The sequence below is a fragment of the Pseudoalteromonas peptidolytica genome (assembly GCF_012641745.1).
Lineage (GTDB): Bacteria > Pseudomonadota > Gammaproteobacteria > Enterobacterales > Alteromonadaceae > Pseudoalteromonas > Pseudoalteromonas peptidolytica.
Genome location: NZ_WEHZ01000006.1, coordinates 115367 through 130411, shown reverse-complemented (window position 1 = coordinate 130411; position 15045 = coordinate 115367). Strand labels below are relative to the sequence as shown.

Genomic DNA, 15045 nt, shown 5'->3' with positions numbered 1-15045 from the left:
TCAGACTAGACAAGGAAAAACTAAGTTGCGCTTTAGCAACAATGAGTTGGAATATTCCTTATCCAAACCTCTGGTTAAATAACAAGCTTATTATTATTTTACTCCCATGCTTTATTACTATCCATTAGTCGTAAATCCATGCTTTTCATCCAATTAAACTTGATTTTGTCGACAATTACGTTATCACTGAATGTACATAACGATAATAATTACCGATCAACAGCAAGGACAAGTCATGACTACAGAGAGTAAAGAATTAGATAACTACAAGCTTACAAAAAGTTACTTTACAGGATCTCAAACAACACCATTAACCAATCTGACGACAGGACAGTACTTCGACAGCATTGTCGACAATCATTCACAAAGAGAAGCGATTGTTGTTTCTCATCAATCAATTCGTCTGACTTACCGCCAGTATCTCGATAAAATCAATCAATTGGCCGCAAGCCTATTGGCAGTTGGCATACAACCTGGAGATAGAGTTGGTATTTGGTCTCCCAATAACCTTGAATGGAGCTTGGTACAATTTGCAACAGCCAAAATTGGCGCCATTATGGTTTGCATAAACCCCGCCTACCGACCAAGCGAGCTTGAGTATGTACTCAATAATGTAGAGTGCAAGATGCTGGTGATGGCAAAATCGTTTAAGCATAGCCATTATGTCGATATGATAAGAGAGCTAGCTCCAGAATCTTATGACTGCATGTTTGGTGAGCTAATCTCCAAACGTCTACCATCTTTGAAACAAATTGTACTGATTGATGAGGGTAGTGAACCTGGGCTCATCAACTTTTCGACTCTGCTAGAGATGGCAAGTGACGTCCACTATTTAGAAGCAAGCGCTATCGCAGCCAACTTAAATGCAGATCAGGCAATCAATATTCAGTTTACTTCTGGCACCACAGGAAACCCAAAAGGCGCCACACTGACACATCGAAACATTCTTAATAATGGACTACTGGTTGCTAATGCCATGAAACTCACAGAGCAAGATAAGCTTTGCATTCCTGTCCCACTTTATCATTGCTTTGGCATGGTACTTGGCAACTTAGTATGTTTAAGTAAAGGCGCTTGCGCAGTATTTCCAAACGATAGCTTCGACCCGTTAAAAACACTTCAGGTTGTCGAGCAGGAGCAGTGTACTGCGCTTCATGGTGTACCAACGATGTTTATTGCCCAATTAGAGCATCCTAATTTTAGCGAATTTAATTTGTCTTCCCTGCGCACAGGCGTGATGGCAGGCTCAACTTGCCCCGAAAAAGTAATGCGCCAAGTACAAACACAAATGCACATGACTGACGTGCTAATTGGCTATGGCCAAACTGAGTGCAGCCCCATTAATAACATTACCGAAATTGACTCTCCCATCGACAAGCGCGTCCAAACTGTCGGTCGGGCCATGCCGCACACCGAAGTTAAAATTATTGATGAACTTGGACATATCGCCCCCATTGGGACGCCCGGAGAGGTATGTGCGAGAGGCTACTGTGTAATGCAAGAATATTGGCAAGACCCTGAAAAAACTGCTGCGACTATTGACGCTGATGGCTGGCTACATTCCGGCGATTTAGCGGTTATGGATGACCAAGGGTTTGTGAGTATTGTCGGCCGCATCAAAGATATGATTATTCGCGGCGGCGAAAATATCTACCCTCGCGAAATTGAAGAGGTAATGTATCACCATCCAGACATTCAGGACGCTGCTGTATTTGGTATTCAAGATGATAGATATGGTGAAGAGGTATGTGCCTGGGTGCAACTCAAGCCCGGCCACTACATTTCTGAAGATAATATTCGTGAATTTTTAAAAGAAAAGCTCGCTTACTTTAAAATACCAAAGCATATTAGATTGGTAGATGCTTATCCCATGACAGTAACAGGGAAGCTACAGAAATTTAAAATGCGAGATCAGATGGAGCAAGAACTACACCAAACCGCATAGTCAAAGCGTGGAATATTCAACACCTCCTCATGCTAACTGCGCAGTGCTTTTAAATAACCACCTTTAGCGCAGCTAGCCTCCAAATAGCGGTTATACCAATTCGCTTACTTAATTTAGCTTTCTATGCTGAGGCAAGGCAGCTTGGCGATAGCTCCCCTTTGCTATCGCCAAGATACCGATATTCGTATAGGCAGCAAAGCGGAAAATTTAGCTTATCCTCACCTAGCACTTTTAGGCTGAGTAAGGAAATCATTTAGCCTAATATTTAAAACCATGAGTTAGCTAATTTCTTTTCTGTACAGCAAGTAAGTTACTTGATACGTAGCGAGCCAATCCCCCTGCCAAGGAACCATTACGTTATTCCATCAACTTTCAGACAAAAAGCGAATAATCAGAAATAACACCTAATACCAAACAGTAAAAACCATAAATTATTATCATTTTATTTAAACTATATCGACATTTGTACCCAAAAGATATAAAACAGTCTTGCTAATACATACAGGAAAATAACAATATGTTTAAATTATCAACAGTAGCCAGCGTTTTGGCATTGAGCTTTACATCGGGTGCAATAGCACAAATTTCTTACCTTGAAGACACGCGTAACCAGATCAGCGTTCAAGATTATAGTTATGAGCAAAAAGCATTAGTCGCTGAGCAAGCAAAACTGCTACTTGACGGTTTATACGTAAATAAATATGCCAAGAACCTGTACTATGGTCTCTCTCCAGCAGGCCACTTAGATCCAGTGGTCGCAATTGATGAGTTAATTAACAACATGGGGAACTTGAGCTCTACTCAATTCCACCAGCAGCTGCAACAAATCTTCTTGTCGCAGCGAGATTTTCATTTGGACTATAACTACCCAGCGCCAATGAAAAACTTTATTTCGTTTGTACCGGTTCACTTTGCCCAAACAGTCAGCGCAGACGGTAGTAAAGAAGTACGCGTAAACCGCATTTGGCAAAATTACACCGTACTTGCGCCAGAAATTGCCTCTGTATCTTTAGGTGATAAGGTTGTCGCTTACAATGGCCAGCCTATTAATGAAGCGGTAAACAATAATTTATTTAAAGGTGGCGGTGCCAACCCTGACGGCGGATTTGTTGGGGCTGTCAATACGTTAACTATCAAATCACATAACAAACACTTCCCACCACAACAAGATGCGTTAACGATTACACTTGAGTCCTATGAAACAGGTGAAACATACTCCATTAACGTGCCTTGGTTAGTATTTAATTCAAAACCCAGCGCGCCTGCCACAGCTGAGGATGAAGCGGCACAATTTACTCAAAGTATTAACTATGAATTTGCGACATTTAAAGAATTGGAAGCAGCAGCACAAGATGATACCTTTACGTTAGCTGCAAATGGTACCGCAGAGCCGACCGTGACGTGGAATAAAGTACAGGTTGACGGAGAGTCAGTAGGCTACATAAAACTCGCATCATTCTCACCTACAAACGGTGTTAACACTGCGCTCGTCGCTATTATTGATCTTTTAGATAATAAACTTAACGATACCAAAGCGCTTATCATTGATGTTCGAGGTAACCCAGGTGGTAACATTGTATACAACGACTACTTGTTGCAGTTGTTTACACCAAAACGCGTAACGCCTTCACACGTACGTTTTATTAATACAGATGAGAATCACCATATTCTGAATAACTCGCTATTTGGCACCTTTCTTAGCGACAATTGGCGCCAAGTGTTAGCTGATGTTAAAGGTACGACTGAGCAGTATTCAGCTGCCACTTCATTTATCACCAAAGACGCTGCCAACCAAATTGGCCAAGCATACTATGGTAATGTTGGCATTTGGGCCAATGCCAACACTTATTCAGCAGGTGATATGTTTACATGTGGTATGCAGGATAACGGCATCGCGACGGTATTTGGCCAACATGAACGCACAGGTGCTGGTGGCGCGAACGTGCTTGAACACAATGTATTTGTACAATACGTTGGTGCGCCATACCAAGCACTTCCTTATGAGCAAAGTATGCGAGTCTCATGGCGTCAATCTGTACGTCAAGGTCATCATATTAATGCACTCATTGAAGACTATGGCTGTGTCGCAGATGAACTCGTTAGCTATAACGTTGAAGACATCTTTGACGGCGACACGCAAGACTTCAACACTATCGCCCGCAAGTTGCTTGCAAAACCAACCGCTCAGGCAACAGTCGTATTTGAGTCTGATAGATTCGCACCAATTGCGCAGACGAATGGCCTGTATAGTTTTGACGTAACAAATACTGAATATGTAGATGTGTATATTGACGGCACAAAAGTAAAACGTATTCCTGCATTTGCTTATGGCGCACAAGCTAAAACACTGAGTTACACATTACCAGCTGATGTAACCAGCGGCACTGTGCAGTTTGTTGGATTAGATAGTGGTAAAACACGTCTATGGAATTCAACAAGGTTTTTCTAAGCTTTTATACCAATTTGCTTAACTAAGTGGTCTATTTTGAGGCGAGAAAATCTTGTCGATAACGAGGCAAAAATTTTGCTATTTAGTTGTTCTAAATGAGAAATTTTTAACGCTGTTAGCGTCAGATTTACTCCTTCAAATTGAGCAAGTATTAAGTCAAATTGGTATTAGTTAACATTCATTCCTAAACTCGCAGCGGGTAACCCGCTGCATTTCAGACAACTATACAGTATCTTACCCGTATGCAAATCCCACTTCCCTTAACTGGGAAAATAACTTTCACTATGAAAATTTTTCTCTGTAAATTCCTCCATAACGATTAAATTAGAAATATAAGCCAATGATAAGTATAAATTTTTAACCTGGCTTAGTTTTTGCTCCCTTCAGCGCTATATTTTACATACAAGGAAACGAGCAATGACGAAATGTTCATTAACGACCACCGCAGGTAATCCAATCGCCGATAATCAAAATAGTTTGACCGCAGGCCCTCAAGGTCCACTGCTGGTTGAGGATTACCAGTTGATCGAAAAACTGGCGTATCAAAATAGAGAGCGGATTCCAGAGCGTACCGTTCACGCTAAGGGATGGGGTGCATTTGGAACATTTACAGTAACAAACAACATAAGCCAGTATACCAAGGCAAAACTGTTTGCTGAGGTTGGCAAGCAAACCGATATTCTGATGCGCTTTTCAACGGTAGCTGGCGAAAAAGGGGTTGCGGATGCTGAGCGTGACGTAAGAGGTTTCTCGATAAAGTTTTACACTGAAGAAGGTAATTGGGGTTTAGTTGGCAATAATACCCCCGTCTTTTTTGTCCGTGATCCGTATAAATTCCCAGATTTTATTCACACCCAAAAACGTCACCCAAAAACTCACCTGCGCTCTAACACCGCGCAATGGGACTTTTGGTCTCTGTCACCGGAAAGCCTGCATCAAGTATTAATTTTAATGTCTGATCGTGGCTTGCCAACGGATGTGAGACACATGAATGGCTATGGCTCTCACACCTTTAGTTTGATCAATGAAGAGAACCAAAGAGTTTGGGTAAAGTTCCATATGAAAACCCAGCAAGGCCACCAGTATCATACTGATGAAGAGTCTAAAACGGTAATTGGCGAAAGCAGGGAGAGTTTTCAAGAGGACTTGCTAGCGGCGATAGAACGCGGAAATTATCCGAAATGGGATATGAAAATTCAGGTGATGACTGAAGCGCAAGCAAAACAGTTCCAACACAATCCGTTTGATCTAACCAAAGTATGGCCACATGGCGACTTTCCCCTCATCGATGTTGGTACACTCGAATTAAATCGCATACCAGACAATTATTTTGCTGATATAGAACAAGCCGCATTTAGTCCGTCTAATGTAGTATCTGGAATTGGATTTTCTCCGGATAAAATGTTTGTTGCAAGCACGCATTTTCTCTTATGCTGATGCGCACCGCTACCGACTCGGTACCCATTATGAGGCATTGCCTGTTAATCGCCCAAAATGCCCGGTGCATCATTACCACAAAGACGGTGCAATGCGGTTCTTTAACAATGAACCCGGTGGCAACGAAGATGCTTACTACGAGCCTAACTCAATGGGAGGCCCAAAAGAGAGTCCAGAGTATAAACGCCCAGCTCTTGAACTTGAGGGAATGGCAGATAGATACGACCACCGCGAAGATAATGATGACTTTTCACAGCCTCGTGCTTTATATTGCCTATTTGATGATGCCCAAAAGCAGCGCTTGTACGGCAACATAGTGCGCGCGATGGCGGGTGTACCTGAACATATCATAGAACGCCAACTTGGGTTATTTAAATCTGTTCACGAAGAACTTGAAGCCGGTGTTAGAACAGCACTGGATCAATAAGGTTAGCTCCCCAATCTGAATAAAAGCTAGCACCTGAAGTGCTGGCTTTTAAAACGGCTAAATTTTTGACCAAGCTTTTTTGGTTCCAAGCGCAAAAGCGCCGCCTATGACCAAGCAAATGGAGGAGCTCACCCACCAAAATGTCATGCTGTTATCAGGGATAGTTGGCATGATAAAAACAAAGCCAACTCCTCTTATTAAGAAAATTAAACTTATTACACATAAAGCGGTTTTCATCAAAGGTAATTGCCGGACCAATTTTGCCCCTGAAAACGCATAGCATGACCAGAGCAGTAAAATTGTAGCGATAACGGCAGTGATAAGGTGAGGATAAATAAGCCCTTCCTCGGCCATAGTAGCCATTTCTTCGCCGGCACCAAAAAATCGATACCAAGATGCACCGAAGATAATGCAGCCAATGTGCGCCACTGCGGCAATCGCTGTACACACGCCGGCAAAGAGTAAAAAGTAGTTATTGGTTTGAGTTTGCGCGTTCAAGTTTATATCCCTATATGGTCAATTTGCTTGAGTATCGCTGCTCTGCCTTTGCCTGTCGATAGATATGCGCTCAACAGGAGTTATTTGTAGGTCGTGATTTACCACGACAAAGATTTCCGCCGCTTAGGGTGCGGCATTACAACCTAAAAGATCGCGGGGTGAACCCGCTCCTACCAGATATGAGCTTAACAGAAAGTGAGGCCAACAGGCTAAACCTGTGAAGCTTGTTATTTGTAGGTCTTGATTTATCCGAGCAAAAAGATTTTCGTGGCATAGGGTGCGGTATTACAACCTAAAAGATCGCGGGGTGAACCCGCTCCTACCAGATATGGGTAAGTGTCATTACAAAGCTATGCTTTTGGTGCGACGAGTGGTAAATCAAACTGCACCATTAAGCCACCTTTTTTGCGATTAAATAGCTTAAGTTGTCCACCGTGGGCAATGGCGACTTCATTACAAATACTCAGCCCTATACCTGTACCACTTGGTTTTGTGGAGAAAAATGGCAGTACTGCATTTGCAAGCTTTTCTTCTTCCATTCCCGCCCCTCTATCCACGACTACAACAATGAGTCGTTGATAATCAACCAGCAGCTTCACGCCTATTTCATCTATCTTAGACCCTGATTCATGCGCATTTTTAACTAAATTAATCAACACCTGCTCTACCTGTATAGGATCGAAAAAGGCACTTTCTACAGGGAGTGGAGCCAGCAAAGTAAAGTCATAAAGTTTGCTAACGGTATCAAGTAAAGGCTGCAAGGGTTGCTCTGTAATATTTGGCGCAGGTAATCTTGCAAATTCGCTATATTTAGCCACAAATTCACTGAGGTTTTCCGTGCGGCGGTTAATCGTCGAGAGCATGTCGGGCAATAGTTGAATAAGGGCGTGGTTTTGCTCTTTGGCGCTGCGCTCTACAATTGTATTTGCCGAGTTGGTCAACGAAGAAATGGGCGCTAATGAATTATTAAGCTCATGACTTATCAGCCGAATGGCGTTTTTCCATAGCCCCACTTCTTGACGGCTCATTTCGCTGGATAAGTTTTGACACATTAACAATACATGTGGCTGGTGGTTGAGCGTTATGCTCTGCCTTGAAAAGTAATAGCTTTGCTTTTCATCATTGGCTTGAAAAGTCACAAATCCGGATTCTTTTTGTAGCAAAATAGTTTGCAGCTTTGGGTCTGCATTTGCAATGGCATGATGAAGCACTAGGCCGCTTAACGACTTATTGTTATTAAGTAATTTTCCGGCTTTGTCGTTAGCGTATATGACTTGGTCAAATTGGTTGAGCAACAAAATAGATACCGGGGACACTTGTAAAATCGTATCGAGTAACAACTCTCGTTGGCTTGTGGCGTGGCGCTGCTTTTTTAGTGTTGTCGATAAACGATTATATTCTAGAATTAAGTCAGCCATTTCTATGCTGTCAAAATGGGTAATTTGAATTGAGAAATCTTGATCTTTAAAGCTACGAAGCCCACTTGTCAAACAATCGATTATTCGCTGCTGGCGTCCAATACAATATTGAACGCTTAATAGTCCCACAAGCGCTGCACTAAGGAGCCCAGCTGACAGCGATAATGTGATAGGCCACAATAAAGCCGAAGCAAAGCCAACAACACTTGCAAATACTAACAATGAGATAAAAACGCATGCAGACACTGCTGCTTGAAGAGATACCGTCATTTTAAACCAAACTTCTCCATTCTGCGGTATAGTGCCTGTCTGCTTAGCCCAAGCTTTCTTGCAGCTTTACTAACAACGCCATCCGCACTGTCTAACGCTGCTTGAATATCTGCTTGTGTGTACTCAAGTACAGTTCCATGCTGCGGCGTTTGAATCGCCAAATGCGCGCATTCAATTTCTTGTCCTGAGCTCAGCAGCACTGCGCGACCTATGGTGTTTTCTAGCTCTCGGACGTTACCCGGCCAAGAATGATGCTTTAACTGCTTCATTGCCGCGTTGCTTATTGTTTTATTGCTAGGTAAAAAGTGTTCTACCAACTCGGCTATATCTTCTTTACGTTCAGACAATGGCGGCAGCTTCAGCTCTATCATGTTAATTCGGTAATACAAGTCTTCTCTAAAAGCACCTGCACGGATAGCTTCTGGTAAATTACTATTGGTAGCACTTATTACCCTTACATTGACCTTTTTTGTCACCGTACTGCCAACACGTTCAAACTCACCGCTTTGCAATACTCGCAGTAATTTTTGTTGACCAGCCAAAGACAAGTTACCTATCTCATCCAAAAATAGGGTTCCGCCATCAGCCGCTTCAAAGCGCCCAGCTCTGGCTTTTTGTGCGCCTGTATACGCACCACTTTCAACCCCAAATAATTCGGCCTCAATCAGGTCAGCTGGAATAGCTCCAGCATTTACCTTAATAAAGGGCTTATGTTTATAGCTGCTATTGGCTTGCACGATTTCTGCAATTTTTTCTTTACCTGCCCCGTTTGGTCCTGTGATCAATATTGGTGCATCAGAATGGGCAACCTGAGTTGCCATTTCGAGCAAGCTCAACATGGCAGGATCGGCAACCACCACACCACACAAATCATATTGTGCCTTTAATTTTTGCACTCGCGCATTACGCTGATTTGCCGCGCTACTCACCTGCTCTTGCAATTCACGCATTTCGAGCAAATTTTTCACTGAGGTGATCAACTTATGGTCTTTCCAAGGTTTAGCTAGGTAGTCTGCCGCACCATCTTTAATAAGCTCTACCGCCATTTCTAGGTTTGTCCACGCGGTAAGTAAGATGATAGGCAAGTCAGGCTCTATATCTCGAATCGCTTTATACAGCGCTTTGCCTTCGTCGCCACTTGTGGTATCCCGCGTAAAGTTCATGTCTTGAATGACCAAGTCGAATTGCTTACTGCGCACCATCTCTAACCCTTGCTGCGGAGAAGTGACACCTTCACACTGAATATCGTTGAGCAACAGAAGGACTTTAATGGCTTGAATTACATCTGGATTATCGTCAATTACCAATACACTCATGAACGCTTTTTGATCCTAATTTATAGATTTAGCCCCATACGGGGCTTTGTTGTTTTTATTATTAACTCGATTTGGTTACTTGAGCCGGTGACACTTTAGCCGCCTCTTTGGCTGGCACGTACACCGCAAGGGTGCTTACAAGCCAAGTGAAAATAGCAACCCCGACTAATAACGGGATCTCCACCACACTTTGCACGCGAACGTTGTGCATCAAAAAATAGTAAAGCAAAATCGAGAGGCCAAAGCCTAGCACTAAACCGATAAAGACTAAAATTGTATTTTCTTTTATTAAAGACCACATTACTTGACCTTTAGAAGCTCCCAGAGCACGCAGTATGCCGTGATCTTTTTTACGTAAGCTAACAGAAAAGCTAACGAGTGCAACGATGCCAAGTGCTGTTACCACACAAGCAATCAGGCTGATCCCTGCCATGGTGAGCGCAAAGGTGCTCCGGCCATCCCATAAACGTTTTTTAGCTCTGCCTACAAACTCGACTCGGTCAACCATTCGCCCATCTGTATGATAGAGTGCGGTTTCGACGTCTTCGAGCACCCGCTCAGACACTCCAGCTTCGACTCTGACTAAGTAATTTACCCGCTGACGATTGCCCCAAATAACTTCAGGAACAATTCCGGAATGATATGGCTGTTGGCTATACGTTGCACCTTCTCCCAGCATTTTGCCTTTATATACACCAATAACTTGATGCGCGATGCGCTGCCTTGAAATGTACACGGATTGACCGAGCGCAGAGCTATCACCAAATAACGACTTAGCTAGCTCTTCACTTATCATCATAACCCCTGCATTTTTGGTTGTTTCATCTCCTTTAATATATTCACTGGCATAAAATTTACGCCCCTCAACAAGCTCAAGTCCAAGTACATCTGCGCCTTTTTCATCAAGACCAAAATAACCAAATACACGGTAGTCAGTTTCTGGTTGGGTGTCTTTAAAAATAGTCCATCCTGGGCCTAAGCTATTCAATACCAACTCTCGACCAGCATAAGACGCTGCAATAACACCAGGCACTTTTTCAATCGCTTGAATGTCCTTTTCTATTAGGGCTGGGACATCGGTTGAGGTATCAAATACCCGCGTCGTGACATTGAGTATTTGACGCTCTTCAAGCTTTGATGGGATCAACCAATTTTGTAATGTTGCGTAGCTAATAAATGCGGTATTGCTGACAATCATCACTGTGATAGCTATTTGTAAAATAATTAATAACGCAATACTTTTTTGCTTTAGAATTAAGCTTAGAATGTGTTTAATCGCCATGTTTATCCCCTTAATTCCGATGCTGGTGATACGCGGCTACTGCGGTACACCGGATATAGTCCAGACAGTCCGACTGCCAAGAAAATACCTAGCGTTGTCACAAGCGCCAATTCACTATCGAACTGATAGATTTGCCTTACTTGCTCTGCTATGGCCATATAGTCAGTTTGGTACATGCGTAAATGGAACATCAATTCAAGACCTGCGAACGCCAATATAAACCCAAGGACAATGGCAGCTAGGGTTAACATTAAAATCTCTAAAAAGTGAATGATCATGATCACGCTTTGGTTGGCACCAAGTGCCCTATATAGGGAAATAAGTTTGCGATTAGCTTGAAATTTAGCCAGCAGAATACCAACGGTATTGACTAGACAAATACCAAATAATAAGTAAGAAAAAGTCAGGTAAATAGCTTCCCATGCCATAAAGCGCTGGATCAAAATATACAACTCGCCCATGCTATAAAAGTCGGTAAGGTTTTTATGTTGAAAACGACCAAGCGCTTGCTGCTGCTTAATATAATTATTCAACCATGTTTTTAATTCGGCCAACTGCACCAATTCTACGTCATTGTGGTATTGAAACCACACCGTCAAATAACCACATTCTGCACTTTTCAGCATATCGATACTGCCACTACGAGGGCTGATTGTTGTGTATAAGTCGTCGGTTCTACACGTTACCTGTCCCGTTCTCGGAAAGTTTTGCGCATAAGCATAATTTAGAGGGATAAATACGTCGTGATTATAATTATTACTAAAACTTAAATCTTGAAAGCGACGTTTATAGCGCGTTAGGTCGACTACACCAGCAACTCGTATTTGCTCTCCCTGAACCTGAATAAACTGCCCTACAGAGTCTACTCCACCAAATAAGTGATCGTTGGCATGTTTGCTGATAACAGCGATTGCTTCGCCACTTTTCTCGCTTTGCGCATTCCACGCGGTACCATAGATAAACGGCACATCAAGCACATTAAACATCCCACTATCTGTACCTGACGCCTCAACACTTATTGGCCTAACTGAATTATCTGCAAGCCCCACGATAAATTCAGTGGTATAGTTAAACGATACATATTCATACGGTAAATTCGCTTGTTGAAGGGCCTGAGCATCTTGATACGTCCAACGAGGAAACTGCCTAAAGTCGTTTACGTCTTCATCGACGTCAAAATAGTTGAGGCCAGCTGTGTATAAGCTATCCCCCTTGTAGCCAATTACCTCACTACTGCTTTGTTTCACAATAGCAGACATCGTTAACATTAATGTGATCCCAACTGCTAGGTTGATCACCATCAGTGCACTGAGCTTGGGCTTTTGTTTTAACCCTTGCCAAGCTAACATTACTAATTCTTTCATTGCCTGCTCCTACACTGCCAGATCAGTTAGTTGAGATTTAGTGATGTCAGTGAGTTCGCCATCAAGAATTTGAATGTTACGACCTGCTCGTCTTGCCAGCTCATTGTCATGCGTTACCATAATCAATGTAGTACCCGCTTGGTTTACTTCTTGTAATAAGTCCATCACTTGCCTTGCCATTAAGCTGTCTAAATTACCCGTTGGCTCATCTGCTAACAAGAACCGAGGTTTTCCAGCTAATGCTCTGGCAATGGCAACACGCTGCTGCTGCCCACCACTTAGCTGTGCCGGGTAGTGTTTCATGCGGCTTGCAAGTCCAACAAGCTCAAGTGCTTCTTCAATGCGCTTTTTGCGCTCACTGGCTTTTATTCCTCTGAAAATAAGAGGAACTTCAACGTTATCATATAAAGATAAGTCGCTGATAAGATTAAAGCCTTGAAAGATAAAACCAATTTTTTCATTTCTTAGCTGTGACAGCTTTTTATCGTTAAGATTGGCAACGTTTTCACCATCTAAATAGTAGTCTCCACGTTCAAAGCGCTCTAACAAACCGGCAATATTCAAAAAAGTCGTTTTGCCTGAACCTGACGGACCGGTAACGGCAATAAATTCCCCCTCATCTATGCTCAAATTCACATTGCTCAGCGCATGGGTCTCAATCAGATCAGTGCGGTAAATTTTGCTTACTTCATTCATTTTTAACATTACTTATTCCTTCTCATTCTTATTTTATGCGCGGCTGACTTACTTACCGAGTAACACTCGCGCTTTGTTATTGAACGGCTCTAAACTTGAGATCACGATTTCTTGCCCCTCACTCAAGCCATCGATAACCTCAACTTCAGAAATACTTTTGACACCAAGCTGAATGGATGTTTGATCTGCCTGCTCACCGACAACTGTGTATGTAAAACGCCCAGCGCCTGTTTCAACAAATGCACCTCTTTTTACTTTGAGTACGTCTTGCTTTTGCGACAGAATAATTCTGGTTGATACCTTTTGATTTTGACGAAGACCACTTGGCTGCTCGTCAAATCGCACCCGTGCACTCACGCGGCCAGCTTCAATTTCAGGGGAAATTGCAACTAGCTTAGCGCTGTATTGATATTGATTAATGAATACCTCAGCGGCCATGCCTGCACCTAGGTTTTCTGCATAAATTTCAGGAATTTGTGCTTCCACTTCAAGCTCTGAAAGGTCAACCAATGATATGAGCGCCGCATCTTGCTGCACGAACTGTTTTTGCTGCACATGTACCGTACCAACAATCCCCGACAGCGGCGAAACAATATTAAGTGCAGCAACCTGACGCTGCACTTCTTCTAGAATATGTTGTTGTCGAGTTAGACTGAGTTCGCTACTTTTGAGCTCAAACGCGAGCCGCTCTTGCTCCAGTTTTAAAGACTCAATGGCATGCTGCTCTTGCAATTGTGCGCGCTTTAGCTCGACCATGGACTGCTCAAGCTCTAGCTTTGAGATGATTTGCTTTTCGATACTTTGTTTTGATCGCGCCATTTCCCGCTCAGCGGCTTCCAGTTCTACTTTCGCCATTTCCATGCGTTGTTTGGTATCGAGTAGCTGCTGCTTGATTGAGATCCGCTGGCGCTCAACTTCTGTTTGAAGCCGTTCAAACGTCGCTTCCTCTTGAAGTAGACGATTATCCAACTCAGGACTGTCAATGCTGAGTAAAATTTGTCCTGCAACTATGGTATCACCTGGTTTAACGTTGAGTGTTACCGTGCCTGATGCAATAGCGTATAAATCAGGGTTATTCGCAGCGAGCGTACGCCCCTCAACACGAATATCTTCGCTGATATCACCTCTTACGACTGTGGCAAGACGTATTTGCTCCCGCGACACCGCCTGCTCGGCAGATAAAATCGTGTTAATGCTTGGCCAAGCACTGGTTAATCCACCTAAGGTGATCCCAAGGGTAAGTAAAGCGATAACTGGCTTTTTTATGGTTCTTTTTTTGGCGACTTGTTTGTCTTGCGCACTTGTATCTTTAATCATGCTACCTCCATGCGGACAAGTTGGTGTCCGCTAATATGATGAGTAATTAATAACAAGTAACGTGCCAGAATTTATATTATTGTTTTATATAGATTTTATTAATTTTAACGATGTAAATTAGAGAAGTTGGACGGACACCGGACAGTTTGCGGACAGCGGTTGGTTATGTTGGGTTGTTGTGATGATGGATTTTTGAGAGAGCTGTATTAAAGATCTCGGGATAAACCCGCTCCTACTCAACGTCGGTAACCCTTTAGCACAAAGTTCACTCTGTTAGCTCAGCAGCATAGGCGACCATGACTTAACGTGATATTAGGTTAAAACGATAACCGTACTCAAAAGATCGCGGGGTGAACCCGATCCTACTTAACGTCGGTAACCCTTTAAACAAAGTTCACTCTGTTAACTCAGCAGCATAGGCGACCATGACTTAACGTGATATTAGGTTAAAACGATAACCGTACTCAAAAGATCGCGGGGTGAACCCGCTCCTACTTAACGTCGGTAACCCTTTAGCACAAAGTTCACTCTGTTAGCTCAGCAGCATAGGCGACCATGACTTAACGTGATATTAGGTTAAAACGATAACCGTACTCAAAAGATCGCGGGGTGAACCCGATCCTACT

9 protein-coding genes and 1 pseudogene are annotated in these 15045 nt (G+C 42.9%); 3 read left to right on the top strand and 7 right to left on the bottom strand.

Annotated elements, in window-relative coordinates; genetic code table 11:
• The first annotated feature begins 235 nt into the window (after positions 1 to 235).
• The 3 genes and pseudogenes from F9Y84_RS05845 (at position 236) to F9Y84_RS05835 (ending at position 6258) form a co-directional block, all read left to right on the top strand.
• Positions 236 to 1945, top strand: a complete 1710-nt coding sequence (locus tag F9Y84_RS05845; protein WP_147391411.1) for an AMP-binding protein — start codon at positions 236 to 238, stop codon at positions 1943 to 1945.
• A gap of 517 nt (positions 1946 to 2462) precedes the next feature.
• Positions 2463 to 4394, top strand: coding sequence for a S41 family peptidase (locus F9Y84_RS05840; protein WP_147391412.1), 1932 nt, complete (start codon positions 2463 to 2465; stop codon positions 4392 to 4394).
• Positions 4395 to 4811: 417 nt separating this feature from the next.
• Positions 4812 to 6258: pseudogene (locus F9Y84_RS05835) on the top strand (catalase).
• A gap of 57 nt (positions 6259 to 6315) precedes the next feature.
• Here the strand turns inward: F9Y84_RS05835 and F9Y84_RS05830 are convergent.
• The 7 genes from F9Y84_RS05830 to F9Y84_RS05800 all read right to left on the bottom strand — a co-directional run bounded on the left by F9Y84_RS05830 (position 6316) and on the right by F9Y84_RS05800 (position 14419).
• Positions 6316 to 6756 (bottom strand): hypothetical protein, encoded by a 441-nt coding sequence (locus F9Y84_RS05830; protein WP_176031776.1) that lies wholly within the window; start codon positions 6754 to 6756, stop codon positions 6316 to 6318.
• Positions 6757 to 7106: 350 nt separating this feature from the next.
• Positions 7107 to 8444, bottom strand: coding sequence for a sensor histidine kinase (locus F9Y84_RS05825; RefSeq protein WP_147391152.1), 1338 nt, complete (start codon positions 8442 to 8444; stop codon positions 7107 to 7109).
• Positions 8441 to 9760 (bottom strand): sigma-54-dependent transcriptional regulator, encoded by a 1320-nt coding sequence (locus F9Y84_RS05820; protein ID WP_147391153.1) that lies wholly within the window; start codon positions 9758 to 9760, stop codon positions 8441 to 8443. Before F9Y84_RS05820 ends, F9Y84_RS05825 begins: the two co-directional genes overlap by 4 nt.
• Before the next feature lie 61 nt (positions 9761 to 9821).
• Positions 9822 to 11042: an ABC transporter permease gene (locus F9Y84_RS05815; RefSeq protein WP_128731363.1), complete on the bottom strand. Its 1221-nt coding sequence runs from the start codon at positions 11040 to 11042 to the stop codon at positions 9822 to 9824.
• A gap of 2 nt (positions 11043 to 11044) precedes the next feature.
• Positions 11045 to 12406: an ABC transporter permease gene (locus F9Y84_RS05810; protein ID WP_147391154.1), complete on the bottom strand. Its 1362-nt coding sequence runs from the start codon at positions 12404 to 12406 to the stop codon at positions 11045 to 11047.
• A 9-nt stretch (positions 12407 to 12415) separates the two neighbouring features.
• Positions 12416 to 13111, bottom strand: a complete 696-nt coding sequence (locus tag F9Y84_RS05805; RefSeq protein ID WP_128731361.1) for an ABC transporter ATP-binding protein — start codon at positions 13109 to 13111, stop codon at positions 12416 to 12418.
• 39 nt (positions 13112 to 13150) lie between these two features.
• On the bottom strand, positions 13151 to 14419 hold the full coding sequence (locus F9Y84_RS05800) for an efflux RND transporter periplasmic adaptor subunit (protein WP_128731360.1): 1269 nt from the start codon (positions 14417 to 14419) through the stop codon (positions 13151 to 13153).
• Positions 14420 to 15045 lie beyond the last annotated feature (626 nt).

Bases quoted from the DNA above. Each gene is read 5' to 3' on its own strand.
- F9Y84_RS05815 (WP_128731363.1), bottom strand. From the start codon at position 11,042: ATGGCGATTAAACACATTCTAAGCTTAATTCTAAAGCAAAAAAGTATT.
- F9Y84_RS05845 (WP_147391411.1), top strand. From the start codon at position 236: ATGACTACAGAGAGTAAAGAATTAGATAACTACAAGCTTACAAAAAGT.
- F9Y84_RS05805 (WP_128731361.1), bottom strand. From the start codon at position 13,111: ATGTTAAAAATGAATGAAGTAAGCAAAATTTACCGCACTGATCTGATT.
- F9Y84_RS05840 (WP_147391412.1), top strand. From the start codon at position 2,463: ATGTTTAAATTATCAACAGTAGCCAGCGTTTTGGCATTGAGCTTTACA.
- F9Y84_RS05825 (WP_147391152.1), bottom strand. From the start codon at position 8,444: ATGACGGTATCTCTTCAAGCAGCAGTGTCTGCATGCGTTTTTATCTCA.
- F9Y84_RS05820 (WP_147391153.1), bottom strand. From the start codon at position 9,760: ATGAGTGTATTGGTAATTGACGATAATCCAGATGTAATTCAAGCCATT.
- F9Y84_RS05800 (WP_128731360.1), bottom strand. From the start codon at position 14,419: ATGATTAAAGATACAAGTGCGCAAGACAAACAAGTCGCCAAAAAAAGA.
- F9Y84_RS05810 (WP_147391154.1), bottom strand. From the start codon at position 12,406: ATGAAAGAATTAGTAATGTTAGCTTGGCAAGGGTTAAAACAAAAGCCC.